This window comes from Ostreiculturibacter nitratireducens, assembly GCF_032670585.1.
GTDB classification, from domain to species: Bacteria; Pseudomonadota; Alphaproteobacteria; order Rhodobacterales; family Rhodobacteraceae; genus Ostreiculturibacter; species Ostreiculturibacter nitratireducens.
Map to the genome: position 1 here is coordinate 140,291 of NZ_JAVQHL010000003.1, position 26,672 is coordinate 166,962.

The 26,672-nt window shown below is 65.4% G+C and carries 25 protein-coding genes; 9 read left to right on the forward strand and 16 right to left on the reverse strand.

The window, feature by feature from the left end:
* Positions 1–111: 111 nt before the first annotated feature.
* From ABCN56_RS14980 to ABCN56_RS14995, 4 genes are all read left to right on the forward strand, one after another.
* Entirely contained in the window at positions 112–852 is a 741-nt protein-coding gene (locus ABCN56_RS14980) for an ATP-binding cassette domain-containing protein (protein WP_343081631.1), read from the forward strand.
* Positions 849–1,865 (forward strand): ABC transporter permease, encoded by a 1,017-nt coding sequence (locus ABCN56_RS14985; protein WP_343081632.1) that lies wholly within the window; start codon positions 849–851, stop codon positions 1,863–1,865. Before ABCN56_RS14980 ends, ABCN56_RS14985 begins: the two co-directional genes overlap by 4 nt.
* Before the next feature lie 45 nt (positions 1,866–1,910).
* A complete protein-coding gene (locus ABCN56_RS14990) occupies positions 1,911–2,897 on the forward strand; it encodes a sugar-binding protein (RefSeq protein WP_343081633.1) in 987 nt (328 codons plus the stop codon).
* 63 nt (positions 2,898–2,960) lie between these two features.
* The gene (locus tag ABCN56_RS14995; RefSeq protein ID WP_343081634.1) at positions 2,961–4,040 is read left to right on the forward strand and encodes a Gfo/Idh/MocA family protein; all 1,080 of its coding nucleotides are present in this window, start codon (positions 2,961–2,963) and stop codon (positions 4,038–4,040) included.
* Positions 4,041–4,064: 24 nt separating this feature from the next.
* Here ABCN56_RS14995 and iolG read toward each other — a convergent pair whose 3' ends face one another.
* The 4 genes from iolG to ABCN56_RS15015 all read right to left on the reverse strand — a co-directional run bounded on the left by iolG (position 4,065) and on the right by ABCN56_RS15015 (position 8,360).
* On the reverse strand, positions 4,065–5,072 hold the full coding sequence (gene iolG / locus ABCN56_RS15000; RefSeq protein WP_343081635.1) for an inositol 2-dehydrogenase: 1,008 nt from the start codon (positions 5,070–5,072) through the stop codon (positions 4,065–4,067).
* 74 nt (positions 5,073–5,146) lie between these two features.
* Positions 5,147–6,109 carry a hydroxyacid dehydrogenase gene (locus ABCN56_RS15005; RefSeq protein ID WP_343081636.1) on the reverse strand — a complete coding sequence of 321 codons (963 nt, stop codon included), beginning with the start codon at positions 6,107–6,109 and terminating at the stop codon, positions 5,147–5,149.
* Positions 6,109–6,915, reverse strand: coding sequence for an HpcH/HpaI aldolase family protein (locus ABCN56_RS15010; RefSeq protein WP_343081637.1), 807 nt, complete (start codon positions 6,913–6,915; stop codon positions 6,109–6,111). The genes ABCN56_RS15005 and ABCN56_RS15010 overlap by 1 nt, the downstream gene beginning before the upstream one ends.
* Positions 6,916–6,923: 8 nt before the next feature.
* Positions 6,924–8,360: an NAD-dependent succinate-semialdehyde dehydrogenase gene (locus ABCN56_RS15015; protein WP_343081638.1), complete on the reverse strand. Its 1,437-nt coding sequence runs from the start codon at positions 8,358–8,360 to the stop codon at positions 6,924–6,926.
* A 175-nt stretch (positions 8,361–8,535) separates the two neighbouring features.
* Between ABCN56_RS15015 and iolD the strand changes: the two genes are divergently transcribed.
* Positions 8,536–10,395, forward strand: coding sequence for a 3D-(3,5/4)-trihydroxycyclohexane-1,2-dione acylhydrolase (decyclizing) (gene iolD, locus ABCN56_RS15020; RefSeq protein ID WP_343081639.1), 1,860 nt, complete (start codon positions 8,536–8,538; stop codon positions 10,393–10,395).
* A gap of 3 nt (positions 10,396–10,398) precedes the next feature.
* Positions 10,399–11,304 carry a myo-inosose-2 dehydratase gene (iolE, locus tag ABCN56_RS15025; protein ID WP_343081640.1) on the forward strand — a complete coding sequence of 302 codons (906 nt, stop codon included), beginning with the start codon at positions 10,399–10,401 and terminating at the stop codon, positions 11,302–11,304.
* A gap of 11 nt (positions 11,305–11,315) precedes the next feature.
* Here iolE and ABCN56_RS15030 read toward each other — a convergent pair whose 3' ends face one another.
* The gene (locus ABCN56_RS15030; protein WP_343081641.1) at positions 11,316–11,765 is read right to left on the reverse strand and encodes a hypothetical protein; all 450 of its coding nucleotides are present in this window, start codon (positions 11,763–11,765) and stop codon (positions 11,316–11,318) included.
* Positions 11,766–12,314: 549 nt separating this feature from the next.
* A complete protein-coding gene (locus tag ABCN56_RS15035) occupies positions 12,315–13,367 on the reverse strand; it encodes an SH3 domain-containing protein (protein ID WP_343081642.1) in 1,053 nt (350 codons plus the stop codon).
* Positions 13,368–13,791: 424 nt separating this feature from the next.
* Between ABCN56_RS15035 and ABCN56_RS15040 the strand changes: the two genes are divergently transcribed.
* Positions 13,792–14,943, forward strand: a complete 1,152-nt coding sequence (locus ABCN56_RS15040; protein ID WP_343081643.1) for an NADH:flavin oxidoreductase/NADH oxidase — start codon at positions 13,792–13,794, stop codon at positions 14,941–14,943.
* A 223-nt stretch (positions 14,944–15,166) separates the two neighbouring features.
* On the opposite strand, the gene ABCN56_RS15045 is transcribed toward ABCN56_RS15040, so the two are convergent.
* Positions 15,167–16,483 carry an acetamidase/formamidase family protein gene (locus ABCN56_RS15045; RefSeq protein WP_343081644.1) on the reverse strand — a complete coding sequence of 439 codons (1,317 nt, stop codon included), beginning with the start codon at positions 16,481–16,483 and terminating at the stop codon, positions 15,167–15,169.
* A gap of 196 nt (positions 16,484–16,679) precedes the next feature.
* Between ABCN56_RS15045 and ABCN56_RS15050 the strand changes: the two genes are divergently transcribed.
* Together ABCN56_RS15050 and ABCN56_RS15055 are read left to right on the forward strand one after the other, a co-directional pair.
* Positions 16,680–18,080 (forward strand): amidase family protein, encoded by a 1,401-nt coding sequence (locus tag ABCN56_RS15050; RefSeq protein WP_343081645.1) that lies wholly within the window; start codon positions 16,680–16,682, stop codon positions 18,078–18,080.
* 164 nt (positions 18,081–18,244) lie between these two features.
* A complete protein-coding gene (locus ABCN56_RS15055) occupies positions 18,245–18,592 on the forward strand; it encodes an FAD-dependent oxidoreductase (protein WP_343081646.1) in 348 nt (115 codons plus the stop codon).
* A gap of 384 nt (positions 18,593–18,976) precedes the next feature.
* Here ABCN56_RS15055 and ABCN56_RS15060 read toward each other — a convergent pair whose 3' ends face one another.
* From ABCN56_RS15060 to ABCN56_RS15100, 9 genes are all read right to left on the reverse strand, one after another.
* A complete protein-coding gene (locus tag ABCN56_RS15060) occupies positions 18,977–19,540 on the reverse strand; it encodes a PqiC family protein (RefSeq protein WP_343081647.1) in 564 nt (187 codons plus the stop codon).
* A 3-nt stretch (positions 19,541–19,543) separates the two neighbouring features.
* Positions 19,544–21,628: a PqiB family protein gene (locus ABCN56_RS15065; protein ID WP_343081648.1), complete on the reverse strand. Its 2,085-nt coding sequence runs from the start codon at positions 21,626–21,628 to the stop codon at positions 19,544–19,546.
* Complete coding sequence (locus ABCN56_RS15070) at positions 21,625–22,260, reverse strand: paraquat-inducible protein A (protein ID WP_343081968.1); 636 nt, start codon at positions 22,258–22,260, stop codon at positions 21,625–21,627. Before ABCN56_RS15070 ends, ABCN56_RS15065 begins: the two co-directional genes overlap by 4 nt.
* Positions 22,227–22,883 (reverse strand): paraquat-inducible protein A, encoded by a 657-nt coding sequence (locus ABCN56_RS15075; protein WP_343081969.1) that lies wholly within the window; start codon positions 22,881–22,883, stop codon positions 22,227–22,229. The genes ABCN56_RS15070 and ABCN56_RS15075 overlap by 34 nt, the downstream gene beginning before the upstream one ends.
* Positions 22,884–22,959: 76 nt before the next feature.
* A complete protein-coding gene (locus ABCN56_RS15080) occupies positions 22,960–23,721 on the reverse strand; it encodes a MipA/OmpV family protein (RefSeq protein ID WP_343081649.1) in 762 nt (253 codons plus the stop codon).
* A gap of 231 nt (positions 23,722–23,952) precedes the next feature.
* Complete coding sequence (locus tag ABCN56_RS15085; RefSeq protein WP_343081650.1) at positions 23,953–24,114, reverse strand: hypothetical protein; 162 nt, start codon at positions 24,112–24,114, stop codon at positions 23,953–23,955.
* Positions 24,115–24,257: 143 nt separating this feature from the next.
* Positions 24,258–25,301: a succinylglutamate desuccinylase/aspartoacylase family protein gene (locus tag ABCN56_RS15090; protein ID WP_343081651.1), complete on the reverse strand. Its 1,044-nt coding sequence runs from the start codon at positions 25,299–25,301 to the stop codon at positions 24,258–24,260.
* Complete coding sequence (gene rimK / locus ABCN56_RS15095; RefSeq protein WP_343081970.1) at positions 25,301–26,206, reverse strand: 30S ribosomal protein S6--L-glutamate ligase; 906 nt, start codon at positions 26,204–26,206, stop codon at positions 25,301–25,303. The genes ABCN56_RS15090 and rimK overlap by 1 nt, the downstream gene beginning before the upstream one ends.
* A gap of 24 nt (positions 26,207–26,230) precedes the next feature.
* On the reverse strand, positions 26,231–26,662 hold the full coding sequence (locus ABCN56_RS15100) for an ATP-dependent zinc protease family protein (protein ID WP_343081652.1): 432 nt from the start codon (positions 26,660–26,662) through the stop codon (positions 26,231–26,233).
* Positions 26,663–26,672: the final 10 nt, after the last annotated feature.

Sequence of the window (26,672 nt, forward strand, 5' to 3'; positions counted from 1 at the left end):
TGGGGCTCGCTGCAATGCAAATTGCAGATGCGCCGTGTTCGGAAGAAATCGGCGCCGCGGGCGAAAAGAAATACAATGCAATGCCCGCAGACAAAGGGAGGAGACTGATCGGTGAGCCTTCTCGAGCTTGACGGCATAACGAAGAGTTTTGGCGCGATCCACGCGCTTCAGGGTATCGACCTGAAGGTTCAGGCGGGTGAGGCGGTCGGCCTCATGGGCGACAACGGCGCCGGAAAATCGACCTTGATGAAGATCATCGCCGGCAACTTCCCTCCGACCAGCGGGCGGATCCGGATCGAGGGCAGCGACGTCCATTTCCACAAGCCGATAGACGCGCGCCGGAGCGGGATCGAGATCGTCTACCAGGACCTCGCGCTCTGCGACAACCTGACGGCGGCGGCCAACGTCTTTCTCGGGCGCGAGCGGCGCAAGAGGATCGGGCCGTTCAGCTATCTCGATCACAAGTCTATGTTCCAGCGCGCGGGCGAGCTCTTTGCCGAGCTGAAGTCCGAAACGCGCCCGCGGGACCTCGTCAGGCAGATGTCGGGCGGCCAGCGCCAGGCGGTCGCGATCGCGCGCACGCGCTTGTCGGACCCGAAGCTCGTCCTGATGGACGAACCCACGGCGGCGATCTCCGTGCGGCAGGTGGCGGAGGTTCTGAACCTGATCCACCGGCTGAAGGAAACCAATCACGCGGTGATCCTGGTCTCGCACCGGATGCCGGACGTCTTCGAGGTTTGCGACCGGGTCGCGGTGCTTCGTCGGGGCGCCAAGGTGGCCGACAAGTACATCAAGGACACGAGCCCTGAGGAAGTGACGGGCCTGATCACGGGGGCGATCGAAAGCGCATGACCGACACGACACAGAAATCGCACGCCGAGATCGACGAGAGCATCACGTCCCGCCAGGAAATGTCGGGGTTCCAGGCCGCTATCCGGACACAGCCGTTCTGGGTCTTCGTTGCCATCGTCGTCATCGGCATCGTCATGAGCTTCGTCTCGGACGTGTTCATGACCGAGCGCAACATGTTCAACATCACGCGCAACTTCGCCTTCTTCGGCATCATGGCGCTGGGGATGTCGGCGGTCATCTGCACCGCCGGGATCGACCTGTCGGTGGGCTCGCTGATGGGCCTGACGGGCATCGTCACGGGGCTCGTGATGCAGGCTGGCTACGGGATCGGCCTGGGATTCCTGGCCTGCATGGCGACGGCGGCGACCGTGGGACTGATAAATGGCGTGCTGATCGCCTATCTCAGGATGGCGCCCTTCGTCGTGACGCTGGGCATGCTGGCGATGGCGCGGTCGATCGCCATGGTCGTGTCGAACAACAAGATGATCTACGAGTTCGGCCCCGACCAGGACCTCTACGAATGGATCGGCGGGTCGAGCATCGTCGGCGTGCCGAACCCGGTCTGGGTGCTGATCATCCTCACCGCCGTGTTCTGGTGGGTCTGGCGCTATTCCACCTGGGGCCGCTGGGTGATCGCGATCGGCGGCAACGCGCAGGCCGCGAAGCTGTCGGGCATTCCCGTCGAGCGCATCATCGTGTCGGTCTACATCATCTGTTCGCTCTGCGCGGGTCTCGCCGCTTTCCTGATGGTCGGCTGGTTCGGCTCGGTGACGAACGCGCTCGGCCTGACCTACGAACTGAACGTCATCGCCGCTTCGGTGATCGGCGGCGCCAACCTCATGGGCGGGGTCGTGTTCGCCGTGGGCGCGCCCATCGGCGCCGGCCTGATGGAGCTCATCCGGAACTCTCTGCTGCTCGCTGGGATCGACGCCCTCTGGCAGCAATTCTTTGTTGGTCTGTTCCTGATCCTTGCAGTGCTTCTGGAGCAGATCCGCAATCGCAGAGGGCCGTGACCCGGTCCGACGCATTTCAAGTCCGCAAAGGGAGGAAATATAACCATGAAGAAATTAATGACCACGGCCATTCTGGCGGCGTTCGTCGCCCCCGGCATGGCAGCGGCTGACTATACATTCGCGCTCGTTCCGAAGGCGATGAACAACCCGTTCTTCGACCTTGCGCGCGACGGCTGCTACAAGGCGCAGGAAGAACTGGCTGATGTCACATGCGAATACATCGGCCCCGGCGAGCACACCGAGATGGAACAGGTCCAGATCGTGCAGGACCTCATCTCGAAGGGCGTGGACGGTATCGCGGTGGCACCGTCGAACGCTCCGGCCATGGCCAAGGCGCTTCAGGCCGCGGCGGATGCCGGCATCCCGGTGATGACCTGGGACTCTGACCTCCTGCCGGAGGACGCGGGCCTGCGCACGACCTATGTCGGCACCTACAACTACGACATCGGCGTGAACCTCGCGAAGCTCGTCATGGCACGTCACCCCGATGGCGGCACGATCTGCCTGCAGACCGGCGGCGCCGCGGCGGCGAACCACAACGAGCGCCTGAAGGGCGCCCGCGACACGCTCTCCGGCATGGACACGGGCGAACCTCCGGGAACGGCGCTCGCTGGCGAAGGCGGCTGGACCGAGATCTCGGGCTGCCCGCTGATCACCAATGACGACGGCAACGTCGCCGTTCAGGGGATGACCGACATCCTCGCCGCGAACCCGGATCTGACCGCGTTCCTGTCCACAGGCGCCTTCACCCAGTGGTTCGACAACGCCTATCGCCAGGCGATCGAGCCCTACAAGGCCAAGATGGATGCCGGCGAACTGACCGTCGTCGTCGCCGACACGCTGCCGATGCAGATGGATCAGCTGAAGGACGGCCTCGCCAACGGCAACGTCGGCCAGCGTCCGTTCGAGATGGGCTACAAGGCCATGTTCATCCTGAAGGACATCAAGGAAGGCAAGTCCGTCGAGGATCCGATCTACACCGGCCTCGACGTCTGCAACAACGACAACGCGGACAGCTGCCTCGGGCAGTAAGCGCGGCAGAAACGACAGGCGGCCCCCGGTTCTTCCGGGGGCCGTTTTCTTGGGGAGATCGCGATGCGGAAGATACGCTACGCCGTCGTAGGCACAGGCTGGATCTCGCAGCAGGCCTTCATGCCGGCCGTTGCCCAGACCGGCAATTCCGAGATGACCGCAATCGTCAGCGGCAACCCCGACAACGCGGCGAAGCTTGCGGCGTTCTACGGCATCGAAAGCATCTACGGCTACGACGCCTATGACGAGATGCTCGCGGCGGGCGCCGTGGATGCGGTCTACGTGGCGCTCCCCAACTCGCTCCACGCCGAATACGCAATCCGCGCCGCGAGGGCGGGCAAGCATGTCCTCGTCGAAAAGCCTCTCGCGACGACGGTCGAGGAGTGCGAGGCGATGATCGCTGCGGCGGAAGAGACAGGCGTCTGGCTGATGACCGCCTACCGGCTCCACAACGATCCCGTCACGGTCGAAGCGCTGGAGCGTATCCGGGCGGGCGCGATCGGCGAACCGCGTCTGTTCACCTCTGTCTTCTCCTTCCAGTCCGCGCTCGACAACCACCGGCTCAAGGCGGAGCATTGGGGCGGCCCCCTGCAGGACATCGGGGTCTATTGCCTGAACGCCGCGCGGCATGTCTTCGGGGCGGAGCCAGTCGAGGCCATCGCGATGAAGGGACAGGACGAGGGCGATCCGCGCTTCACCGAGGTCGAGGAGACGATCGCCGTGACGCTGCGCTTTTCAGGCGGCCGCTTCGCCCAGTTCCTCGCGAGCTTCGGCGCAGAGGTGACCGACTTCTACAGAGTGATCGGCACGAAGGGCGAGATCGTGGTCGATCCCGGTTTCCGGCTCGAGACCGACACGGCCATGCGGCTGCGGCAGGGCGAGGAAACGGTCGAACAGGAGGTTTCGCCGCAGGTGGACCATTTCGGCGCCCAGACGGCCTATTTCTCCGACTGCATCCTGAACGGCACCCGCCCCGAGGCGGACGGGTCCGAAGGGCTGGCCGACGTCCGCGCGATGCTCGCGATCGAACGCGCGGCCGCCACCGGCCAGCCGCAACGGATCGAAACGCCGCCGCGCCCGAGGCACCCGGCGCAGGACACGATCCGTCTCGTTCCGCGGACGGATCGTCGGCTCCTCCTGTAGGCCGCGGAAGGCGCCCCGGGCAGGTCAGCCGATCTCGCTGACCCGGACGGCGCGACCATCCGCGATCGACTTGAAAGCGGCTTCGGCCAGGACCAGCGCCAGCCGGCCGTCTTCGAACCCGACCTCGACCGGAACGCCATTCTCGACCGCGTCGACGAAGTGCCCGATCTCGGCGTTGAACGCCTCGGAATAGCGCTCGATGAAGAAGTTCAGGAGCGGCGCCGAGACGTTGGTCGCGCCGTTGAGGTGCCTGGTCACCTGGTTCTCCCGGTGGTTTTCCGAGATGACCATGCCCTTGTTGCCGAACAGTTCCACCCGTTGGTCGTAGCCGTAGACCGCCTGACGCGAGTTCGTGATGATGGCCTGCTTCCCGCTCGCCGTGGTCATGGTGACGACGACCGTGTCGTAGTCGTTGCACCTGTCCATCAACGCCGGGTTCACCAGACGGGAGCCCGTGGCGAAGACGGTTTCCACCTCCTCCCCCAGCATGAAGCGGGCGAGGTCGAAGTCGTGGATCGTCATGTCCCGGAAGATCCCGCCCGATGTCTCGATGTAGGCGTCGGGTGCCATGCCGGGATCGCGAGAGACGATCGTGACCTGGTGCAGATCGCCGATCTCGCCATCGAGCATCGCCTGCCGTGCGGCCCGGTGCCCCGGGTCGAAGCGCCGGACGAACCCCAGCATGATCGGCAGGTCGGTCCCCGCGATCCGGCTTTTGCAGAGTTCCACGCGTTTCAGGTCAAGGTCGATCGGCTTCTCGCACAGGACGGGCTTCCCGGCAGCGACGGCGGCCTCGATGTAGTCGGAATGCGTGCTCGTGGCCGACGCGATGAGGACGGCGTCGACGTCCGGGCTGGCGAAGACCTCCTCCGGCGTATCGAAGACCGGGGCGCCATGCCTCGCTCCGCAGGCATCGGCCGCCGCCGCGATGATGTCGTAGACCCCGGCGAGGCTTGCTCGGGGATGAGCCGCCACGTTCGCCGCGTGCATGACGCCGATCCGGCCGCAGCCGAGCACCGCAATCTTCAGCATCTTCTCCTCCTCGTGCAGAATGTCATCTCGGATCCTTCGATTTCTGAAAGGCGCGGGCGGGCGCCCTGGTCACCTCAGGCATCAAGAAGCACGCCGTTGACCACAAGGCTCGGATCCAGCCGCCCCGAGAAGAAGTCGATGACGTTCTGGACCGAGTGGACCGCCAGCCGCTCCGCCCCTTCGAGCGTCAGCCCGCCGATGTGCGGGGACAGAAAGACGTTGTCCATCGCGAGGAGCGGATTGTCCGGCGAGGGCGGTTCGTCGTCGAACACGTCGACCCCGGCGGCGCGGATCGTGCCTGCCTGAAGCGCGGCGATCAGCGCGCCTTCGTCGACGATCCCGCCCCGGGCCGCGTTCACGAGAATCGCACTCGGCTTCATGACGGCAAAGTCTTCCGGCCCGATGATCGGACGCTCCGCCTTGGGCGCGTTGATGGAGACGATGTCGGCCCAGGCGAGCCCCTCGCGTAGCGTCTTGACCGGCGCGACATTTCCTTCGGGCCAGCCATGTTCGGCAAGGAACGGGTCGAAGGCCCGGATCTTCATGTCGAAGGCGGAGGCCAGCTTGGCAACGCGCCGCCCGATGCGGCCGTAGCCCACGATGAGAAGGTTCTTGCCCGATATCTCCCCGGCTTCGAGGAGGTTGCGCCAGGACCACTTGCCCCGGCGCACGGCGGCGTCTGCCCGGATCGCCAGCTTGGCGGCCGCCAGCATCAGCAGGATGCTGTGTTCGGCCACGGCGCCCGAATTGACGTCTCCGACCACCACCAGCGGGATGCCGCGATCCGTCAGTGCCTTGCTGTCGACCGCGTCGAAGCCCACGCCGTGGCGCGACACGATCTTGAGCCTTTCGCCCTTCGCGATGGTCGCCGCAGTCATCGGCTGCGTGCGGATCACGAGCGCGTCCGCCTTGGCGATCAGGGGCGTGTAACTTTGCTCAGACACCTCCTCTACGATTTCGTAGGTAAGACCGGGGGCTGCCTCGAGAAGTGCGACCCCCGATGGGTGGATCTTTCCCGCGACGAGCACATGCGGCATCAGTAAACCCCCTTTTCTCCCTCGGCGCCGGACGTCTCGGTCAGCTCGCGGAAGCGCGCGACGGACGCGGCGGCGGACGCGGCGAGAAGGCGCGTGTCGCCTGAAACGGTCGTCATGTTGTAGCCCCAGCCGATGGCGCGCGCGGCGTATTCCGCGGTTCCGCAGTGGAGCGCGGCGAACTTTCCGTTCTTCCGGCAGACCTCCGCGATGCGCCGGATGGCAGCGACCATCTCATCCTCCTCCCGGTCGAAGCCCGGCGGCAGGCGGCCCTGCGTGAGCCCAAGGGTCAGGTCGGCGGGGCCGACGTATATTCCGTCGAGGCCGGGGGTCGCCGCGATCTCTTCGAGGTTCTTCATGCCTTCGGCTGTTTCGATCATCGCGAAGGCCAGGACGGCATCGTTCGCCTGGACGCCGTAGCCCTTCATGGCGAAGCCTGCCCGCGTCGGGCCGAAGCTGCGCTGCCCCAGGGGCGGATAGCGCATGTAGCTGACGAACCGGGCCGCCTCCTCGGGGTTGTTTACCATGGGGCAGACAATCCCCATCGCGCCGGCATCCAGAAGCTTCATGATGCTCGCCGGATCAAGCCAATGTGCACGCGCCAACAGAACGACGCCCGAGGCGCGCATCGCCTGGAACATCGGCAGCGCGGCGGAATAGTCGAGCGCCCCATGCTGCACGTCGACGCAGATGGAGTCATAGCCTTGGGCCGCCATGATCTCGGCCGTGAAGGGGCTGCCGATGGAGCACCAGCCATTGATCGTCGCCTGCCCCTTGGCCCATTTTTCCTTGAGTGCGTTAACAAGCATGTCGGCCCTCAGAATACGTTCTGCGCGAGTTTGATATCGAGATAGTCACGGATGCCTTCGGTCCCGCCTTCGCGGCCCATGCCGGAGAAGTTCGTGCCGCCGAAAGGTGCCTCCGACGCGGCGAGGGCGAAGCTGTTGATCCCGACCATCCCCGATTTCAATTCCGCCACGGTGCGCCTTGCGCGTGCCGGGGACGTGGTGAAGGCATAGGCGGACAGGCCCATGTCGGTCGAATTGGCCCGCCTGATCGCCTCGTCGTCGGATTTGAAGGAACTGATCGCCGCGATCGGGCCGAAATTCTCCTCGGCCATCACCTGCATGTCGTCGCTGACGTGAGTGAGGACCGTCGGCTCGTAGAAATGACCGGCGTTGAAGCCCGCCGCGCGCTGACCGCCGGTCGCGACCTTGGCGCCGTCCTTGACGGCCGCCGCCACGATGGCTTCGATCTCCTCGAGGCGGCCGGCGTTGATCAGGGGACCCATGCCGATATCCGCGTCCAGCCCGTCGCCCAGCTTGATGGCCCTGGCGCGCTTCACGAAACCCTCCACGAAGGCGTCGTGCAGGCTTTCGTGCACGTAGAACCGGTCGGGCGTCACGCAGACCTGCCCGCAGTTGGCGAACTTCGTGGGCACGCAGACGTCAAGCGCGGCCTCGAGGTTGGCGTCGTCGTAGACGATGCAGGGCGCGTTGCCGCCCAGTTCCATCGAGACCTTCTTCATCGTGTCCGCCGCGTCGCGGATCATCTGCTGGCCCACGCGCGTCGAACCCGTCAGCGACACCTTCCGCACGGCTTTCGAGGCCATGAGCGGCCCATAGGTGTTGCCCGTTGCCCCCACGACAAGGTTCACGGTTCCGGCCGGCAGGTCGCCCGCGCGGAAGCAGTCGAACATCACCATCGCGGTGCCGGGGGTCTGGCTGGAGGGCCGCACGACGACCGAGCAGCCGGCGGCGAGCGCGGGCGCCACCTTCCGCGCGATCAGCGCGGCAGGGAAGTTCCAGGCAGTGAAGGCGGCGACGATGCCGACAGGCTCGTGGTGGACCTCGAACCGGCCACCCGGCACGCGGCTTTCCACGATGCGGCCGTAGATGCGGCGCGCTTCCTCGGCATACCAGCGGAACTGATCGGTCGAGAGGCCCCATTCACGCAGCGACTGAGCCAGGGGCTTGCCGGTCTCGGACGAGATCATCCGCGCCGCCTCGTCCGTCCGGCGGATCATCTCGTCGGCGATCCTGTGCATCGCATCGGCACGGGTGAACGCGGGCGTGGCACGCCACGCCGCCAGACCCTTTTCGGCTGCGGCAATCGCTGCCTCCGTGTCCCCGATGCCCGCGACGGGCACCTTCCCGAGCGGTTGCTCCGTCACGGGGCTCACGACATCGGCAGTCGCGCCTTCGCCCGCCGCCCGCCATGCTCCGTCGATGAACAGTCCGAAATCCCGATACATGGCCCTACTCGCTCCGCTCGGCGCGCGTCTCGACGGCGCGCCCCCTATCCGGCACGGCGATACAGGTCATCGCTTCCTCCCGATTCAATGCGACAATATTCGTTGCGTGAAATTGCATTTGTCAATGAACATTTCATGAGTTAATCACGCAATATAGTCAGAGGGAGGAGATTGCATGCCCCAGGCAACGATTCGCCTGACCATGGCGCAAGCCCTGGTCCGCTACCTGTGCAACCAGTTCACCGAAATCGACGGGGAGCGTGTTCCGCTGTTTGCCGGGGTCTTCGGCATCTTCGGCCACGGCAACGTGACCTGCCTCGCCGAAGCGCTCGAAACGGTGCAGGATCAGCTTCCGACCTGGCGCGGTCAGAACGAGCAATCCATGGCGCTGGCTGCCATCGGCTACGCCAAGGCGAAGCGCCGCCGGCAGCTGATGATCGCCACCTCCTCGATCGGTCCGGGCGCGCTGAACATGGTGACGGCCGCGGGGACGGCACATGCGAACCGCCTGCCCATCCTTATCCTCGCCGGCGACACGTTCACGAACCGCCTGCCGGACCCGGTGCTGCAGCAGGTCGAACATTTCGGCAATCCGACCGTGACGGTGAACGACGCCTTCAAGGCGGTCTCGCGGTACTGGGACCGGATCACCCATCCGGCGCAGATCATCTCGTCGATGCCGCAGGCCATCGCCACCATGCTCGACCCGGCCGATTGCGGCCCGGCCTTCGTCGCCCTGCCCCAGGACACGCAGGAGCTTGCCTTCGACTACCCGCGGGAGTTCTTCGAGGAGCGGGTCTGGTCGATCCCGCGTCCGCGTCCCGACAGGGACCGGCTGGCCGAGGCGGCGGCGATGCTGAAAACGGCGAAGAAGCCGCTGATCATTTCGGGAGGTGGCGTGCGCTATTCGGGCGCCGAGGAGGCGGTGGCGAAGTTCGCCGTCGCGCGCGGCATTCCGGTGGTCGAGACGATCGCCGGAAAGGGCGGCCTGACCCATTATCACCCCGCCCATGCCGGACCTATCGGCATCATCGGCTCGACCTCTGCCAACGCGCTCGCCCAAGAGGCGGACGTGATCCTCGCCGTGGGCACGCGGTTGCAGGACTTCACGACCGGCTCGTGGACCGCGTTCTCTCGGGAAGCGAAATTCATCTCGCTCAACGCCGCCCGCTGGGATGCGACGAAGCACCGGGCGCTGGCTGTGGTCGGCGATGCGCTGGAAAGCGTGACCGAGCTTGACGCCTTGCTGGGCGACTGGGCCATGCCCAAGGCCTACATGGAACACGCCCAGAAGCTCTTCAAGGAATGGGACGCGCTTCTCGACGAACACCAGGCACCGACCAACGCGCCGGTCCCGACCTACGCCCAGGTCGTCAACCTCGTGAACAGGGCCGCAGGCGAGAACGACAACCTCGTCGCGGCGGCGGGCGGCATCCCCGGCGAGGTCGCGAAGGGCTGGCGGGTCAAGAACCCCAATACCTTCGACCTGGAGTTCGGCTTCTCCTGCATGGGCTACGAACTCGCCGCAGGCTGGGGCAACGCCATGGCCAACGCGGGCAAATCCACGCCCTACGTCATGCTGGGCGACGGCACCTACATGATGATGAACTCCGACGTCTATTCATCCGTCCTGACGGGCCACAAGATGATCGTGGTCGTCTGCGACAACGGCGGCTTCGCCGTCATCAACCGCCTGCAGGAGTTCAAGGGCACGCCTGGCTTCAACAACCTCCTGAAGGATTGCCGGATCCAGAACCCCGACAACCCGCCGCACGTGGACTTCGCCAAGCACGCGGAATCCATGGGCGCCCATGGCCGCCACTGCGAAAGCCTTGCCGACCTGGAAGCCGCGCTGGAATGGGCCAAGGGCACCGACCGAACGACGGTTCTCTCCATCGTCACCGACGCCTTCGCCTGGGTTCCGGGCGACGCCGACTGGGACGTCGGCGTGCCGGAGATCTCCGAGCGGGAAACGGTGAAGGCGGCGCGGGCGCACCAGGAGGAAATCCGCAGCAAACAGCGTGTGGGAGTGTGACCGATGCTCAAGGCGAAACTGGGCATCGCCCCGATCGCGTGGTGGAACGATGACCTCGAGGAACTGTCGGACGACGTGAGCCTCGAGGAATGCCTCGGGCAGGCGGCGGAGGCCGGATATACCGGCATGGAGACCGGCCGCCGTTTTCCCATGAACATGGAGGAACTGGGGCCAATCCTCGACAAGTACGGCATATCCGTCTGCGGTGGCTGGTTCTCGGGCCTGCTCCTCGACGGCGACATCGAGGCCGAGAAGGACCGCATCCGCGAGCAGATGGATTTCTTCATCGCCGCCAAGGCCCCCTGCATCGTCTATGGCGAGACGGCGCGGTCGATCCAGGGCGATCGCTCCAAGCCCCTCGCCACGAAGCCGAAGCTCTCAGCGGACGAGATGAAGACCTATGGCCGCAAGATGACCGCTTTCGCCGAGTGGTGCGCGGACGAGGGGATGCCCATCGCCTACCACCACCACATGGCGGCGGCGATCGAGACGGAGCCGGAGATCGACGCCTTCATGGGCGCCACCGGCGAGGCGGTGAAGCTGCTCTACGATGCGGGCCACCTGGCCATGGCGGGCGGTGACGTCATCCGCGTCATCAACCACCATCATCGGCGGATCAGCCATGTCCACACCAAGGACGTGCGCATGTCCGTGATCGACGGCCTCGACCGGACGAAGGAAAGCTTCCTTGACGCGGTCATCAAGGGAGCCTTCACCGTGCCCGGCGACGGTGACCTCGACTTCGGCCGGATCGTCCACCGGTTGGCCTCCTTCGGCTACCAGGGCTGGTTCGTGGTCGAGGCGGAACAGGATCCCCGTGTCAGCCCGCCACTCGACATGGCAAGGATCGGCCATAAGGAACTGCTGCGCGTGATGTCGGCGGCGGAATACGAGGTGGTCACGAACTGAAGGCCGACGCCTCAGAACAGGAGCTTGTACCTGTTGCCCAGCGTGTCGGTCGCGGTTCCCGTCCCGCTCTGCGTACCCGACCCCATGATGAAGGTCCCCTGCACGCGGGTCCCATCGCTGCACACTGCGTAGATCTCGCCGGAGTTGATGCCGCCCACGTCTTCGGTCGAACGGCCGATCTTGCCGCCGGTACCGCGCAGCGTGAGGCTGAGCTTGCTCTCGTTCGAAGTGATCTTTGGCGCGACGGAGCTCCAGGTGCCTTCGCATTTCCGTTTGCCCGGCAAGCGGAAGCTGAGCGCCCCCGAAGTCTTGTCGAGGTCCTTCGCGCGCGCGGCGATCACCAGCGTCGGATCGGCCTCCGCGATCGGTCCGGCAATCGGGTAGAGCTGCATCTCGCCACCGGAAAAGGTGCAGGCGCCAAGGGGGGCGAGGGCAAGGAGGACGAGTGCACGAAGGTCCACGGCGAGAATCTTTCCGATATTTGCAGGCCACGTGTTACGATGGTCATCCGCGCTGTCAATCCACGTCGAAAGAATGCAACCCGCACAAGCATGTGAGGTATCTGGCCGACGTCCGGCGCGTTCATGTGCCGACGCATTTCGGAAACGAAGCGTTGTCAGACGGTTGCGGGAACAACTCCCCGCGACTGGCCAAGGGTCACGGCCGGAAACGGCAGGGCGCGAGACTCTCGAAAATCCTGCACGGATCGGCACTCCACCCCGGTGCCTGAAGCCCGGCCACCGCGCCGATCACGGACCGGCTGGCCAGATCAGGTTCAGGATGACGATCGCCAGGAACAAGAGCGGGATGATGTACATCAAGCGTTGCCGTCTTGCCTTCCCCCCAGCCATCCGCTCAGTTCGACGGCCCGGTAAACCCCCCGATCACAACCGCTGTCGCAATCGAATGTTGCCAGTTCGTCTCGTCCCTTTCCTCACCTCAGGCGGATGTTCGCGCCGCCGGGGCCATACACCCGACCGGCAACGCTTGTTCGGTGCGAACGCGCCGCGTCAATCGATCCCGAAGATCACGTTGTATGTCTGTGTGCTGTTTCCCCGGTTGATCACTTCGATGACGTGGTCACCCGACTGCCAGAGCTGACCACGATATTCCTGCGCCGAGGTCATCTGATCCAGGAGGAAGGACCCATCCGGATTGAATATCTGATAGGACAGGTCCGGACCATTCGCGGCCACGCGCACGTAGAGATCCTGACCGTTGGAGGCGCCGAGAAGATAGCGGCGCGATTCACCCGGCAGCAGCGATCCCGTCAGTTCGGCGCCGCTCGTCCCGGCGGCAAAGCGGACGCGTTCGGTCGAAGTCCCGCCAACCCCGCCAGCCGACGTCGGAGGCGTCGAGGCCATGCCCGTCCCCTCGATGAGGAAGTCACCAGCGGCCCACCCCTCGAAGCCCGGGTCGGCAAGCGTCGCCACGCGGCACCAGCGCCGCCCTTCCGCCATCCGGCAGCCGAGGTTCCGGACGTTCTGGCCATTTGCAAGGCGCGTCACCAGGCCTGCCGCGCCGCTGGGGCCCGACCGGAGGTTGAGCGTTCCCCCGCCCGAGGTCGCCACCTGGAAATAATCAGGACCTCCCTGAAGCCCGTCCGCATAGTCACCCTCGACCTGGGCCGGCAAGTCGCCCTCGATGCTTACGTAAAGCGCGTAGTTCGACGTCTCGTTGCGGCGCGCGGCAGAGCGCATCATGTAGACGTCGATCATGTATTCTCCCGACGTTGAAAGCGTGCCGTCGAAGATGTTGATGTCGGGCACCATCTCGCCCATGAACTGCGCGTTCGCCAGTGCCTGGTCCCCCGGTCCGCTCCCCGGAGCATAGACGTTGAAATACGTGGCAAGGTTCGACGGTTCCAGCCGGACCTTCAAGCGTTGCCCTGCTTCCGCACCAAGCGTGTACTGGACGCTTTCATAGCCGGTGATGCTGCCCGCGATCGTCGCGCCACTCGTTCCCGGGGCGAAGCGGATGGCCTCGGTCCTCATCTCCTGCGCATCTGCGGCGACTGCGAAGGCGGCCGCCGCCGTCATGGCCCAAAGGGTCTCTCTTAGCATTTTCGGTTCCTCCAAACGAATGCACGTCAAACAATGAGTCAAAGTCTGGCGCGATTGTAACACGGGAGCAACGAGGAAGGGCCTTTCGGCCTTGGTTCGGTGGCTTTCGAGGAAAACGTGGCTGTGTAAGCAGTCTCGAGCTACGCGGTCTGGTTGCGAATTCCCTGATAACAGGGAAAATACAGGGAAAATTTCCCATTGCGCGACGTAACATGCTGTTTTCAATCGAAACTAGCACGAAATGTCCAAGGCTTGAGCGGAATTTCCCTACGTCGGAAAACAGGGGAATTTTCCCACCCGAACAGGGAACTCTCGACTGCTGGCAGGGATGGAAGGTGCTCAACTCGGTCGATCGAGATTGGCTGTTGCTTGCAGACGGGTCTCCGATCGCCGACAGAGAAGGTCCGAACCCGGAGAGGAACCCATGACCCACACGTCGAGACTGTTCCAGCCACTTGCCATTCGGGCCATCCAGACCCGCAATCGTGTCGTGATCTCGCCCATGTGTCAGTACTCGGCTCACGATGGACACCTGGAGGACTGGCATCTTGTCCATCTTGGCAGGTTCGCCATCGGCGGAGCAGGCATTGTCTTCACCGAGGCGACCGCAGTGCAGAAATGCGGACGCATCACCCATGGCTGCCCGGGGCTCTGGACGGACAGCCAGATCCCGGGCCACGCGCGGGTCGCCCAGTTCGTGCTTCGCAACGGTGCGATCCCCGCAATCCAGCTCGGCCATGCGGGCCGGAAGGCCGGAATGCAGCGACCCTGGTATGGCAATGGTCCCCTCGGCGAGGCTGATTTCGGGCGCGGCGACATGCCCTGGACGCCTGTGGGCGCCTCCGCAATCCCGGTCGCCGAGGGCTGGCCGGTTCCGCATGAGCTGACCGTGGCCGAGATTCACGAAGTGATCGCAGATTTCGTGTCGGCGGCGCATCGCGCACGCGAGGCCGGCTACCGCATCGTCGAGATCCATGGCGCTCACGGCTACCTCGTTCACAGCTTTCTCTCGCCTTTGTCCAACAGGCGAACGGACGCCTATGGCGGTGATCTGAAAGGGCGGATGCGGCTTGCACTCGAAATCTCCCAGGCCGTACGCGCGGCCTGGCCCGAAGAGTTGCCGCTGTTCTTCCGCACCTCTGCGGTTGACGGCAGCCCCGAGGGCTGGAGCCTTGACGACACGGTCGTGCTTGCCCGTGCGCTGAAGGAGATCGGGGTCGACGTCATGGACTGTTCGTCGAGCGGTATCGCGGGCGCCGCAACGGCTGGAGGCGGGCAGAAGCGACAGCCAGGCTTCCAGGTGCCCTATGCCGACCGAGTCCGCAGGGAGGTCGGGATGGCGACCATGGCCGTGGGCCTCATCACCCATCCCGAACAGGCTGAGAAGATCCTCGCCGACGGAAGCGCCGATCTGATCGCCATCGCGCGCGAGGCCCTCGTCAATCCGATGTGGGCGCTCCATGCCGCGCGCGACCTCGGGCACGACACCACCTTCTCGACCTGGCCCGAACAGTCAGGGTGGTGGCTGGCCGGACGGGAAAGGACTTCCGAGTTCTACAAACCCCATAAGCGGTAGCCCGACCCGCGTGTCGGGCTTTTCTGGGCCGCCTTGAAGTCGAGAGGCTTCCTTGACAGGGCCGCGCCGGTTTCGGCGCTGGTGTACGAATTCGGGTTTGCGGCAGGGCGCGGTGCGGAAAGGGCACTCTCACCGCGCCGCGCGTGTTGGGAAGGTGTCCGGGAGGTCCCGAGCGGATCTTGCCGCCTCGTCGGCGGGCCGCAGAGGCCCGCCGTCTGATCCCTCAGAGACCGTATTGTTCGCGTGCGTAGTCGCCGAGGCCGACAGCGTCGAGCCTGGCGAGCGGGGCAAGGAACGTCACCTGAATCACGCCAGGGGCGCGCCCGATCTCGATCGCGCCGTTCACGGTCGCGCGGTTGCGCACCTCAGCCACGGTCATGCCGAGAAGCTTCGCGGCACGCGCCAGCCCGTTCTCGATCGCGGCGTTGAGGTTCGCCGCGGTCCCGATCACCGAGATCGGCGCCAGCGACTCGATCTCCTTCACGCCCCATTTCGCGGCAAGCCGCTGTCCCTTGGCCTTCTCGGCTTCGGTGAAGGGCCTCGCGAGCGGCGGAAGATCCTCCACCAGCGGGAAGAGGACGGGCCCGTCGATGGGATAGTTCTTCACCACCTCGACCTGCAGCGTCACGCTACCTGCCACATCCATCGTGTGACCGGCGATCTCGCCGTCGCCCTGGCCGGCATGCATGTCGCCCATGTAGATGCCCGCGCCCGGCACCTTGACGGGGGCGACGATAATGGCACCCGCGCGCACCGCGTCGATATCCATGTGGCCATCAGTCTTGTGCTCGGCCAGTTGCTCGGCGGTGATCGCATAGGCATGGGGCGCGCCGACGAGGAAGGCCCCGAAGTCGCCGGCGTTGTGGCTGTCGGGCATAGCCATCGACGGGCAGGTGCCCAGTTGCCCCATGAAGGGCCGCATGCGGATCAGCGTGCCCGGCATGTCGGACGGCGCGAAGGTCAGGATCGAATGCTGGCGGCTCTGGTCGGGCAGGGCCGAGTAGTGGTCGGCCTCCTTCGCGATGGTTTCGGCAGCCGTCTTCGGCAGCGTCAGGCCGACGGCGCGCGTCTCGTCGAAGGTCACGGTATAACCATGCACGATCTCGAAGGGCTTCACCGCATTGCCGCAGACGTCGCATTTCACTGCGTCCTGCCCGATGCCCTCGACATGGGTCTCTGGCCAGACGGTATCGCAGACAGGACAGCGCGCGGCGACGTAGGGGTCGCCGACGCAGAACCCTTCGGGCGAGCTGTCGTGCCCGGAGGCCGTTGCGATCGAGGTCACGGTGATGTCGCGGATGCGGATGGCGACGCCGTCGCCGACCTCCGCGCCCTCGACGAAGACGGGCTTCGTCACCTCGTGGCCGCCCCGCAGGCGCGGCGTGATCATCGGGCCCCAGCAGCCCGGCGCGGTATTCGCGATGATGGTCCCGCCATTCTCGACCGGACCGAGCATCGGTTCTTTCGGATCGAGAACGCTGTTGGTGAACTCCGAAACGACGACGCTGCGGCGCGACGGCGTGTTGCTTCCATCCGGCATGACGACCTCCCTCGGATATGGACTCTCATGGGCGAGAATAAGCCGAGGGACGTGATCTGCAATCGTCATGGTCGTACCGATCGGAGAGGATTCGCTCGCGGCCGCGGCTGTCCCGCAGCGCAGCGGACACCGTCGACATTCCCTTCCCCTCCTGCCAACGTCGAACGGGATTGACGCCTGAGAAAGGGGAGCATCCATGACGGAAATCTGGGAGATGACCGCAAGCCGGATTGCGGCGGACGTGCGTGCAAAACGGCTGTCGGCGGTCCAGGTGACGGAAGCCCATCTCGACCGGCTCGCCAAAGTGAACCCCGCCATCAACGCTGTGGTGCAGGAATTCCCCGAGGAGGCGCTTGATGCTGCCCGACAGATCGACGCGGCGATCGCCAAGGGCGAGGACCCGGGGCCGCTGTGCGGTGTGCCGGTGACGATCAAGGTGAACGTCGATCAGAAAGGTCATGCAACGACTAACGGCCTGCGGCTTCAGGAGGCGCTCGTCGCAACGGAGGACAGCCCCGTGGTCTCGAACGTCAGAAAGGCGGGCGGAATCATCGTGGGGCGCACCAATACACCGGCCTTCTCGCTCCGCTGGTTCACCAAGAACGACCTGCACGGCCAGACACTGAACCCCCGGAACAGGGAGATCACGCCGGGCGGCTCGTCAGGCGGAGCGGCTGCGGCCGTTGCCGCGGGCATCTGCGCCATCGGGCATGGCACCGATATCGCGGGGTCGGTCCGTTATCCGGCCTATGCCTGCGGCCTGCATGGGCTGCGTCCGACACCCGGTCGGATCCCGGCCTCCAATTCCAGCGGACCCGACCGCTTCATCGGCGCGCAGCTCATGGCCGTGTCAGGGCCGATCGCACGCAGCATGCCCGATCTCGAGATCGCTTTCGCGGCCATGTCGGCGCCCGACCCGAGGGACCCGTGGTATGTTCCTGCGGCTCAGGGCGGGGCCGATTTCCCCAGGCGTGCCGCGCTCGCACTGGCCCCTGATGGCATGGAGGTGACGGGGGACGTGCGTGCGGCCCTGCTTGACGGAGCGGACCGCCTGCGGGACGCCGGCTGGACAGTCGAGGAGGTGGACTGCCCGCCAATGAGGCGCGCGGCAGGCATCAATGCCTGCCTCTGGATGGCCGAAACGCAGTTCGGGGCAGCCGAGATGCTGGCACGCGAAGGAGAGGCGGACTCGCAGTTCGTCTTCGCCCGGATGTCCGAGGACGCCGGCCAGGTGGGGTTCAGATCCCTCATGGAGGCGCTTCAGGCGCGTGCCGGAATCTTGCGCCAGTGGCAACTCTTTCTGAGCGATTTCCCGGTCGTCCTCTGCCCCGTCTCCGGCGAACTGCCGTTCGACCAGCAGCTCGACGTAAGCTCGAAGGCGGCCTTTGCCCGGGTCTTTGAGGCGCAGTTGACCCAGAGGGCGATCCCGGCGATCGGTGTGCCGGCTCTATCCATCGCGACAGGGGATGCGAATGGGCGGCCCGTGGGCGTCCAGCTTGTCGGCCCGCGATATCGGGAGGACATTCTGCTTGCCGCAGGCGGCGACATCGAGGCAAGGGGTCGCCCTATCCTGGTTGCCAATCCGGAGTGGAGTTGAGGATGGAGCGCACGATACGCCTCTGTGACTGCCTGAACCTTCGATGACAGTCGAAGCGTGCCGCTCGATCCAGACAACCCCATCGAGGCACCGTCAACATGCTCTTGCAGTTCCAAGCACTCGGTATCAGGCCGTCAGCATGACCAGAGCGCGGGGCAGATGGAATGAAAACCGAAATCGCGATTGTCGCCGGTGGACTGGCGGGGCTATCGCTCGCGGCTCGACTGCAGAACGCCAACGTGGATTATCACATCTTCGAGGCGCGTTCCCGGCTGGGCGGTCGGATTGCGGTGCTGAACCCTCCGACGGGCGCTGTCGACCTCGGGCCCTCTTGGTTCTGGCCCGGGCAACCTCGCATCGCCAACCTTGTCGAAGACCTCGGGCTCCGGGCCTTTCCGCAATACGCCGACAGCGACATCTGTTTCGAAGATGAGCGCGGCACGGTCCATCGTGGCCTGGGCTTGCGTCGATTGAGGGATCGTTTCGCCTTGAGGGCGGGATGCACGGCCTGATCGAGGGGCTTGCAGCACGATTGGCACAAGACCGGGTGCACCAGTCCTCGAAGGTGACGGAAATCACGCAGGGTGACCGGCTTCTGACCGACAGTGGCCAGTGGTGCGAGGCGGAGCATGCCCGGCCGTCCATAGCGGTCCCGGAACAGGGAATGCGACTGCAGAGCGCTGAACAGCGTGGCGCGCTTGCTCATCCTGTCGGCGCAGGCCAGACGAACCTTCCGGTAAAGTTCCACGGTATGGATCTCCACGCACTCCCTGCGATGATCGCACGAAGGGCAAAGTGGCCGGTCTTTACACCGCCCGCAGCAGGCCTATCCCGCCGCTACCGTGGCAGACTTTTGCACCGCCGTTCTCATGCAGGATGACCTGACCCTGCATCGCCTACCGCCGGAGCCGCAGGGCGATCTGATCGGCCAACATGTCCAACGCCCGGCCGTTGGCGCGTGCAATCGCGGCGGGACCCTCGCCGTCGAGTGCGACGCTGATATCGAAGCGGTCGAGGAACTCTCTGATCCGTCCTTCGGGCGAGGCGACTGCGAATTGCCCCGAAATCTGGAACGTACCGTCAGCACGGGCCACCACGCTTTCGATTCTCACTTCCAGCCGGGCCGCAGCGGGCTCGGTGAGTGGCCAAGGCTCGGCGGCGACGTCGGCACGCGTCCTCAGATCAAGGCTGCGCGCAAGGGCCGCAGTCACCGCGCGGGCCGACCCGTCTGCCCATTCGGCGCTGTCGACGACCTCGAGCGCCCCGGTCTCGCTCTCCTTGAGGATCTCCGAAGCTTCCGCGTAGGCCGGCACTACGACCTCGCCTACTTCGAGGCTCGCGATCCGCAGGGCGATCGGCTCCGGCGGGGCGGACGGCTCGACGAGATAGCGGTCGGCGGGGGCGCCGCAGGCAGCGAGTGTGAACACGAGGAACAGTGCGGACACGCGAAGGTTGGGCATGGCTCAGCGTCCAATAATGAGGGAATTCGGGTTACGCTCGATTGCACGGGCGAGCTGCGCGACCGTCCGTGCAGCGGCACGCACCTCGCGCAACGCCGCAAGCGCATCGGCGTTGAAATCCGACTGGGTTCCGTAGGCGGCAACGAGCCCCTCGGCCTGCGCGATCAGCGCGTCGAGTCGCGCCGAGAGTTCCGGCAGTCCGGCGGCGGCTTCGGCGACCGCATCGGCTGCGGCGCGCGTCGAGGCGAGTGTCGCGTTGGTGTTTTCCACGGCGCCCCCCGCGCGCAGTTCGGACAGCGTCGCCTCCACCTCTCCCAGCGCCGCCGTCAAGGCAGGCGGGAGCGCGCGGGCCTCTTCGGTTCCGATCAGTGCATCGGCGCTGTCGAGAACGCGCGTGGCCGCAGCGACCAGTTCCTCGGCCTCGAGGGCGTGGGCCTTGGCCGCGAGCGTCCTGAGGTCCTCGACCAGCGCCGGGACCTGCTCGGAGGCCACCGACAGGTTGGCAATGGCGGCATCGGCGTTTTCAAGCGCCGAGACCAGCCGGTCGAGCGCGCCGCGACCGCGAAGCTCCTCGACCACTCCGCGCAATTCGGAGACCGCGGCCCGGATCTCGCCCGGCAGCGCCTGGGTCTCCTGCGATCCGACGAGGGCCCGGCTCTCGTCGAGGAGCGCCACAAGCGCATCGGGCGCCGCGCGCGTGCCTTCGGCCGTCGCCACCGCCTCGATCGATGCCATCAGGCTGATCGCCTGCTGCATCAGTTCCTCGACGGGGAGCGCGTTGATGCGCTCGAAGACGCCCTCGGCGGTAGCGGTGAAATCGGGGAGATCGGATTCCACCGAAGGCAGCACGGGGAATCCCTCTTCCGGGCGCTCGAGCGCGGCCGGCGCCGCGTCCGGAATCTCCACAAGCTCGACGATCAGAGCCGCGCTGAACAGGCTTGCGGTCGCAAGCCGCGCCCTGAGCCCTGCATCGACTTCGGCGGCGAGGAAGGTGACCGTCTCTTCCTCGCCCGCTTCGGCCGGCAAGCCCATGCCCTGCGGGTCAAGCGCAACCGTCGTCCGCAGGCGCACGCGCGGCCCTTCCGCCGTTTCCACCAGGAAGGCCCCGATGGCGCTGACCTCCCCGACCCGCAGGCCGCGATACTCGACGGGCGAGCCCGCCGAAAGGCCGTCGACCGAGCCGTCGAACTCGATGCTGAAGCGGATGGCATTCGGACCGACGCCGGTGACGACGCTCTGACGCGCCGCCTGCTCGTCGGGGAAGAGATCAAAGGTGGACTCCTCGCCGACCGGATCACCGCCCGAGAAAACCGTGTCGAAGGCGATGCCGCCCGTCACCAACGAGGAGAGGTTGCCCACGTCCAGGTTGATACCGCCGGCGCCGAGCGAGACGGAAAATCCCGAGGTGTCCCAGAACCGCGTGGCGGTGGTCAGAAAGCGGTCGTGCGGGGCATTGATGAAGGCCCCGACGATTACGCTGTCGCCGGTCTCGGTCAGCCGTGGCGTCTCGATCCGCCCGACCTGGATCCCGCGATAGAGCACCGGAGCGCCAGGCGAGAGCCGGTTACCATCGCGCGCGCGGATGGTGACGCGGGTCCCTTCCTCGCCCAGTTGAACCAGCGGAGAGGCGTCGAGCCCCTCGAACTGCCACGCGCCGCTCCCCGGGCTGGGGCTGAACGCCGCTTCGATGTAGACGCCGGAAAGCACTGTCGACAGGCCGCTGATCCCCTGCGCGGTGACCTCGGGGCGGACCACCCAGAACATCGCGCCCTCGGGCAATGTGTCTGCAACGGTCTTGTCGATCCGCGCCGAGAGCACCACGTGCGACAGGTCGGCGGTGAAGTCCACGTCCTCGACAACGCCGATGGCCACGTCGCGGTAGCGCACCGTGGTCTCGCCGGGAGTGACGCCCGAGGCATTGCGGAGCGAGATCTCAATCCGCACTCCGCGCTCCGCGTAGCTCCGCCATGCGATCGCGAGCGAGACGACCAGCGCCAGGATCGGCACCAGCCACACGAAGGAGAGGTTGCGAAGGAACGATGGCCGGAGCGGCGAGACGTCGAGATCGGCTGGCTTGGGATTGGTCATGTGTCGTCCGCTTCGTAAGCGTCCCAGATCAGGCGCGGGTCGAAGCTCTGCGCCGAAAGCATCGTGAATGCAACCGAAAGCGCGAAGCTCACGGCGGCGATGCCGGGATTCACGGTGGCCGCGAAGTCGAGCTGCACCAGCGCCGACAGGATCGCCACCACGAAGACGTCGATCATGGACCAGCGCCCGATGAATTCGACCACCTCATAGAGCTTCTGACGGCCGTGCCCCCGGATCACGACGGCCGAGCGAACGCTGATGGCAAGGTAGGCGATTGCCAGGAACTTGCCGATCGGTATCACGACGCTCGCGAAGAAGACGATCAGCGCGACTGCGTAGGCGCCGTGATGAAAAAGTTCGATCACCCCTCCAACGATACTGTTCTCGCTGGTCTTGCCGAAGGTCGTCGTCACCAGCATCGGATAGAGGTTCGCCGGAATGTAGACGATTATCCCGGCCACGAGCCAGGCCCAGACGCGCTGCAGGCTACCGGGATCGCGGCTGGAGAGTCGGCTGCCGCAGCGCGCGCAGACGCGCTCCGCGACGTCGTGGACCCGCCCGCAGTTTCGGCAGCCGACCAAGCCCGCCCGGCGCGCCGTCAGGACTTCCTGCGTTCTTCCAGCGTTTTCCAAACCGTCAGCCTGCACATGAAGTTGTCCTTGAGCACCGTCACCAGCACCAGGGCGACGAACGCCCAGAAGGCCGGCCCGAGCGAGAGCTTGGCGAGCCCTGCCACTTTCACCAGCGCCACCGCCACGCCGACGATGAAGATCTCGGCCATCGCCCAGGGCCGGGTCGACTCCGCGATCCGGAATGCGCGAGCCGCATGGCGCGCCGGACGCCGGCCGAAGGCCATCGGCCCGAGCGCATAGAGCAGCGTCCCGAAGCGCAGCAGCGGAAGCACGATGATCAGCGCCGCCACCGCGAAGGTGAGCGGCAAGAGCATTCCGGTCGAAAACGCCATCACTGCGTCGAGCAGCGAGCTGCGCTGCACCATGCCGCCCGCACTCAGCTCCAGGAACGGGAAGAAGACTGCGGCCACCATGAGGATCAGCGCCGTGGCCGCGAGCATCACGATCTGCGTGAGCGCGCCCTCACGCGGCGCCAACAGCACCGTGCCGCAGCGGTGGCAGCGCGCCCGCGCGCCTGAGGGTACCGCCACCTCGGCATGCAGGGCGTCGCAGACAGGGCAGGCGACCAGCCCTTCGGGTCCAAGGGGCTGCGCCGGCTGCCGCGGCGTCGGCGGTGCGGACAGTGAAGTCACTTCGGCCCTCCAGCGACTTGGATGAGGTCGGCCCGGCTCGGATCGCCGCGCCGCCCGCCCCGTACCATCAATACCCCAAGGTGAAGCGCCGGGTCAGCATCAGCGATGCCGTTCCCTGAGTGCGGCTGCCCATCGCGGTGATCGGGCTGTCCGCCGCGTCGCCCTGGAGCCAGGCATAGCCGACCGTTCCCTCAAGCCCCCAGTCACCACCGAGGTCATAGGCCATCCCGACCTGCACCCCAGCGGTCAGCAGGCCACCTTCCGCGGCGAAGGCGGGCAGTCCGCTTGCGACGGATTCGACCGGCGTGACGCCGAAATAGGTGGCCGCGTAGCGGTCCGAGCCGATCAGGAGCCGCGGGCCCGCAGTCAGCGTCAGCCGATCGCTCGCGCGCAGCTTGGCGTCGGCGCCGAGTTCGGCCACGAAAGACTCATGCCCGATCACGCCATAGCGCAAGTCGGCAAAAGCGCGGTAGCGTTCGGCCTCGTAGCCAATCCCCAAGCCCAGCTCGATCGCCGCATCGATATCGGCAAGCCCGGTCAGCTCGGGATGGTCCGCCGCCTCGCGCGATCTCAAATAGCGGAACGCACCGCGCAGACCCCAACCCATGCGCTCGACCGAGGGGTCGGGCGAACCGAAGGAGAACTGACCGATCTGCAGCCCGTGCAACCGGACCGTCCCTGTCGGGCCGAACTCGTAGTCGTCCGATCCGAAATAGGCCGGTGCCAGACTTGTGCCCGCCCCGAACGTGAACGAGACACCAGGCTCGGCCTGGGCGGCCGCAGCGACGGTCAGGGTGGCGAGCGCCATTCCAAGAGTGAGAGCCTTCATTCGAGGAGCCTTTCGATGAGGTGGCAGTCGTGGCTGCCGAGCGGCACTTGCGCCGAGGTCAGCGACAGCAAGGGTGGCAGCGCCGGGGCCTTCATAGCGGAACAGCGATCGGTCCGGCATGGTTCATTCGGCCGCACGCGGAATTGCCGGCAGCCCGGACCTGATGTGAAAACCGCGCTGCGGGAAAGAAATTTCGATCTGTCTTTCTTGGAACACCTTCCGAGCCTCCAGTTAGACGTCGCTAGCCACATTGGCAACGCCCTCCTCGGTGTCGGAGATCCAGAACCCGATCTCCAGATCGGCATCGGTGTCATGGTCACGCCGACCGGGATCGACCGGCGACGCATGTGTCCGCGCAGGTCCAACGCCCACTTCGCCGAGCTCCATATCCACTCGGCCGACCCGAACCACTACACCGCAATTGTCCTCCGCGTCACAGAGAGCGTGAGACATGTCTGCGCACGGAAAGGGGAAGTCCGGTCTTCGGCTGATTTGCACAACGGAATCGAGATCTATTGAACGTGCCCTTGACGCCATCAGAGAATCTCATCCTCGTCGAACAAGGGATCAGCCTCCAACTGTGTTGAAATGGCGTCCATGCGCTCTTCCGCGTCGTCAGTGTTGCCGACGCGCGCGATGTGGAAGACGGCGTCGCCCTCATTGACCACTGGCATGACCGCGCGACCGATGATGATACCGTCGGAAGAGGCGGTGATTTCGTGTTCCACCTCACCAAATGGATCCGATACCACCGCCAAGACCTCACCTTCCTGAACGACCTCGCCTTCGGAGCGATAGCAGCGAAACAGCCCGCCCTGGCTGGTGCGCGTCCAGCGGCTGGAATCGGAGAAAACTGGCTGCGTTCGGGGGCGGGTAATGCCTTTCGGTCCGATCATCCTGCGATCCCGCAATATGCGAAGGATGCCCAATACCCCTGCGCGGACGGCCATTTCGTCGAAGCGCAGCGCCTCGCCTGCCTCGTAGAGCAGCACGTCTACGCCCGCCTTTTGCGCCGCGGCCCGAAGCGAGCCTTCGCGCAGGGGCGCGCGCAGCACCACGGGGACGCCGAACAGTTCAGCCAGACGCTTGGTTTCCGCGTTGCCGGGCGAGATACGGATCTGGGGCAAGTTGGTCCGGTGAATGGCGGCCGAATGCAGATCGATGCCCAGATCGCTACGCTTCACGATCTCGGTCAGGAATATATGCGCGAGCCTCGAGGCGAGCGAACCCTTGTCACTGCCCGGAAAGCAACGGTTCAGATCGCGGCGGTCAGGCAGGTAGCGCGAAAGGTTCATCATGCCGAAGGCATTGACCATCGGCACGGCAATCAGCGTCCCGGCAAGGCGGTTCAGGCTGTCGACGTTCAGCAATCGGCGCACGATCTCGACACCGATCACCTCATCTCCGTGAACACCCGCGCTGACGAAGACGACAGGCCCGGCCCGGCGCCCGTGGATCACATGGGCCGACATGGTGACCGGCGTGTGATCCGGCAGCACGCTGACCGGGATATCGATTGTCCGACGGCTACCGGGGGTGATTATCTCACCCCCTATCTCGAACGGTTTTTGCAGAGCCATCAGCCTTTGCCTTTGGTCCGCGTGGCGCCGACTTTGGCATTCCTTTCGAGAAACTCGATGATCTTCCCGGCCACGTCGATGCCAGTGGCCTTTTCGATGCCCTCAAGACCGGGCGAAGAGTTCACTTCCATAACCACCGGACCGTGGTTCGACCGCAGCATGTCCACCCCGCAGACGTTCAACCCCATCGACCTGGCCGCGCGGATCGCGGTCGATCGTTCCTCGGGCGAAAGTTTCACGACCGCCGCCGAGCCGCCGCGGTGAAGGTTCGAGCGGAACTCGCCCTCGGCGCCCTTACGCATCATCGCCGCAATGACCTTTCCGCCCACGACAAAGGCGCGGATGTCGGTGCCGCCGGCTTCCTTGATGAATTCCTGCACCAGGATGTTGATATTCGCTCCACGGAATGCCTCGATCACCGATTTCGCGGAACGCGCGGTATCGGCCAGAACCACACCGATGCCCTGGGTGCCCTCGAGCAGTTTGACCACCACCGGAGCACCCCCCGCGACCTCCAGCACCTCTTCGGTCTGCTTGGGATCATGGGCGAAGGTCGTCACCGGCAGGCCCACGCCATCGCGCGCCAGAAGCTGCATCGACCGCAGCTTGTCGCGCGAGCGGCCGATGCCCACACTCTCGTTCAGCGGATAGACGCCCTGCATCTCGAACTGGCGCAGAACGGCGGTGCCATAGAAGGTGACCGAGGCGCCGATCCGCGGGATCACCGCGTCGTAGTGGCCCAGCTTCTCGCCATTGTAGAAGATCTCGGGACGGCGCGAGGCGATGTTCATATAGCAGCGCGTCGTATTGATCATGTCGAGTTCATGCCCGCGCTGCTCTGCGGCCTCTTTCAGGCGCTGATGAGAATACAACTTGAAGTTGCGGGCCAGCATGGCAATCTTCATTGTCACGTCCTTTCTTTCTGCTCTTCACATGGTCTTTGGGGAAACAAGCCAGCTGCGTGCCGGATCGACGAGCAGCCGCAACTGGCGCAGCGCAGTGCGACCGACGATCATCGGGAAGGTCATGTCCGAACGGTCCGACAGCGAAAGCTCGATCTCCGCCTCGCGTTCGCCGATCCGAAGCCGCGTCTTGATGAAGTAGCGCCGTACCGGGATACCGCTCGTGTTGGTGACTTCGCGGATCGCGGCAACGGGGCACACGCAGATGTCGGTGCCTTGGAGCACGTCGTGGTCCGGAAGGAACTCGACCCAGGGAGTCCCCCTAATCTCGATCTCCGAGATGTTGTTGGCATGCAGCGCGGTGGTGCGTGCGCCAGTGTCGACCTTGGACTTGAACCCGGCGAGGCCAAGGTCGGGCAAGAACACCGTTTCGCGCCATCCGATCAAGAGCTTGTCCATATTCTGTCTA

Coding starts and splice junctions, on each gene's coding strand:
- ABCN56_RS14985 (WP_343081632.1), top strand. CDS start 849: ATGACCGACACGACACAGAAATCGCACGCCGAGATCGACGAGAGCATC.
- ABCN56_RS14990 (WP_343081633.1), top strand. CDS start 1,911: ATGAAGAAATTAATGACCACGGCCATTCTGGCGGCGTTCGTCGCCCCC.
- ABCN56_RS14995 (WP_343081634.1), top strand. CDS start 2,961: ATGCGGAAGATACGCTACGCCGTCGTAGGCACAGGCTGGATCTCGCAG.
- iolG (WP_343081635.1), bottom strand. CDS start 5,072: ATGCTGAAGATTGCGGTGCTCGGCTGCGGCCGGATCGGCGTCATGCAC.
- ABCN56_RS15005 (WP_343081636.1), bottom strand. CDS start 6,109: ATGCCGCATGTGCTCGTCGCGGGAAAGATCCACCCATCGGGGGTCGCA.
- ABCN56_RS15010 (WP_343081637.1), bottom strand. CDS start 6,915: ATGCTTGTTAACGCACTCAAGGAAAAATGGGCCAAGGGGCAGGCGACG.
- ABCN56_RS15015 (WP_343081638.1), bottom strand. CDS start 8,360: ATGTATCGGGATTTCGGACTGTTCATCGACGGAGCATGGCGGGCGGCG.
- iolD (WP_343081639.1), top strand. CDS start 8,536: ATGCCCCAGGCAACGATTCGCCTGACCATGGCGCAAGCCCTGGTCCGC.
- iolE (WP_343081640.1), top strand. CDS start 10,399: ATGCTCAAGGCGAAACTGGGCATCGCCCCGATCGCGTGGTGGAACGAT.
- ABCN56_RS15035 (WP_343081642.1), bottom strand. CDS start 13,367: ATGCTAAGAGAGACCCTTTGGGCCATGACGGCGGCGGCCGCCTTCGCA.
- ABCN56_RS15040 (WP_343081643.1), top strand. CDS start 13,792: ATGACCCACACGTCGAGACTGTTCCAGCCACTTGCCATTCGGGCCATC.
- ABCN56_RS15045 (WP_343081644.1), bottom strand. CDS start 16,483: ATGCCGGATGGAAGCAACACGCCGTCGCGCCGCAGCGTCGTCGTTTCG.
- ABCN56_RS15050 (WP_343081645.1), top strand. CDS start 16,680: ATGACGGAAATCTGGGAGATGACCGCAAGCCGGATTGCGGCGGACGTG.
- ABCN56_RS15055 (WP_343081646.1), top strand. CDS start 18,245: ATGAAAACCGAAATCGCGATTGTCGCCGGTGGACTGGCGGGGCTATCG.
- ABCN56_RS15060 (WP_343081647.1), bottom strand. CDS start 19,540: ATGCCCAACCTTCGCGTGTCCGCACTGTTCCTCGTGTTCACACTCGCT.
- ABCN56_RS15065 (WP_343081648.1), bottom strand. CDS start 21,628: ATGACCAATCCCAAGCCAGCCGATCTCGACGTCTCGCCGCTCCGGCCA.
- ABCN56_RS15080 (WP_343081649.1), bottom strand. CDS start 23,721: ATGAAGGCTCTCACTCTTGGAATGGCGCTCGCCACCCTGACCGTCGCT.
- ABCN56_RS15090 (WP_343081651.1), bottom strand. CDS start 25,301: ATGGCTCTGCAAAAACCGTTCGAGATAGGGGGTGAGATAATCACCCCC.
- rimK (WP_343081970.1), bottom strand. CDS start 26,206: ATGAAGATTGCCATGCTGGCCCGCAACTTCAAGTTGTATTCTCATCAG.
- ABCN56_RS15100 (WP_343081652.1), bottom strand. CDS start 26,662: ATGGACAAGCTCTTGATCGGATGGCGCGAAACGGTGTTCTTGCCCGAC.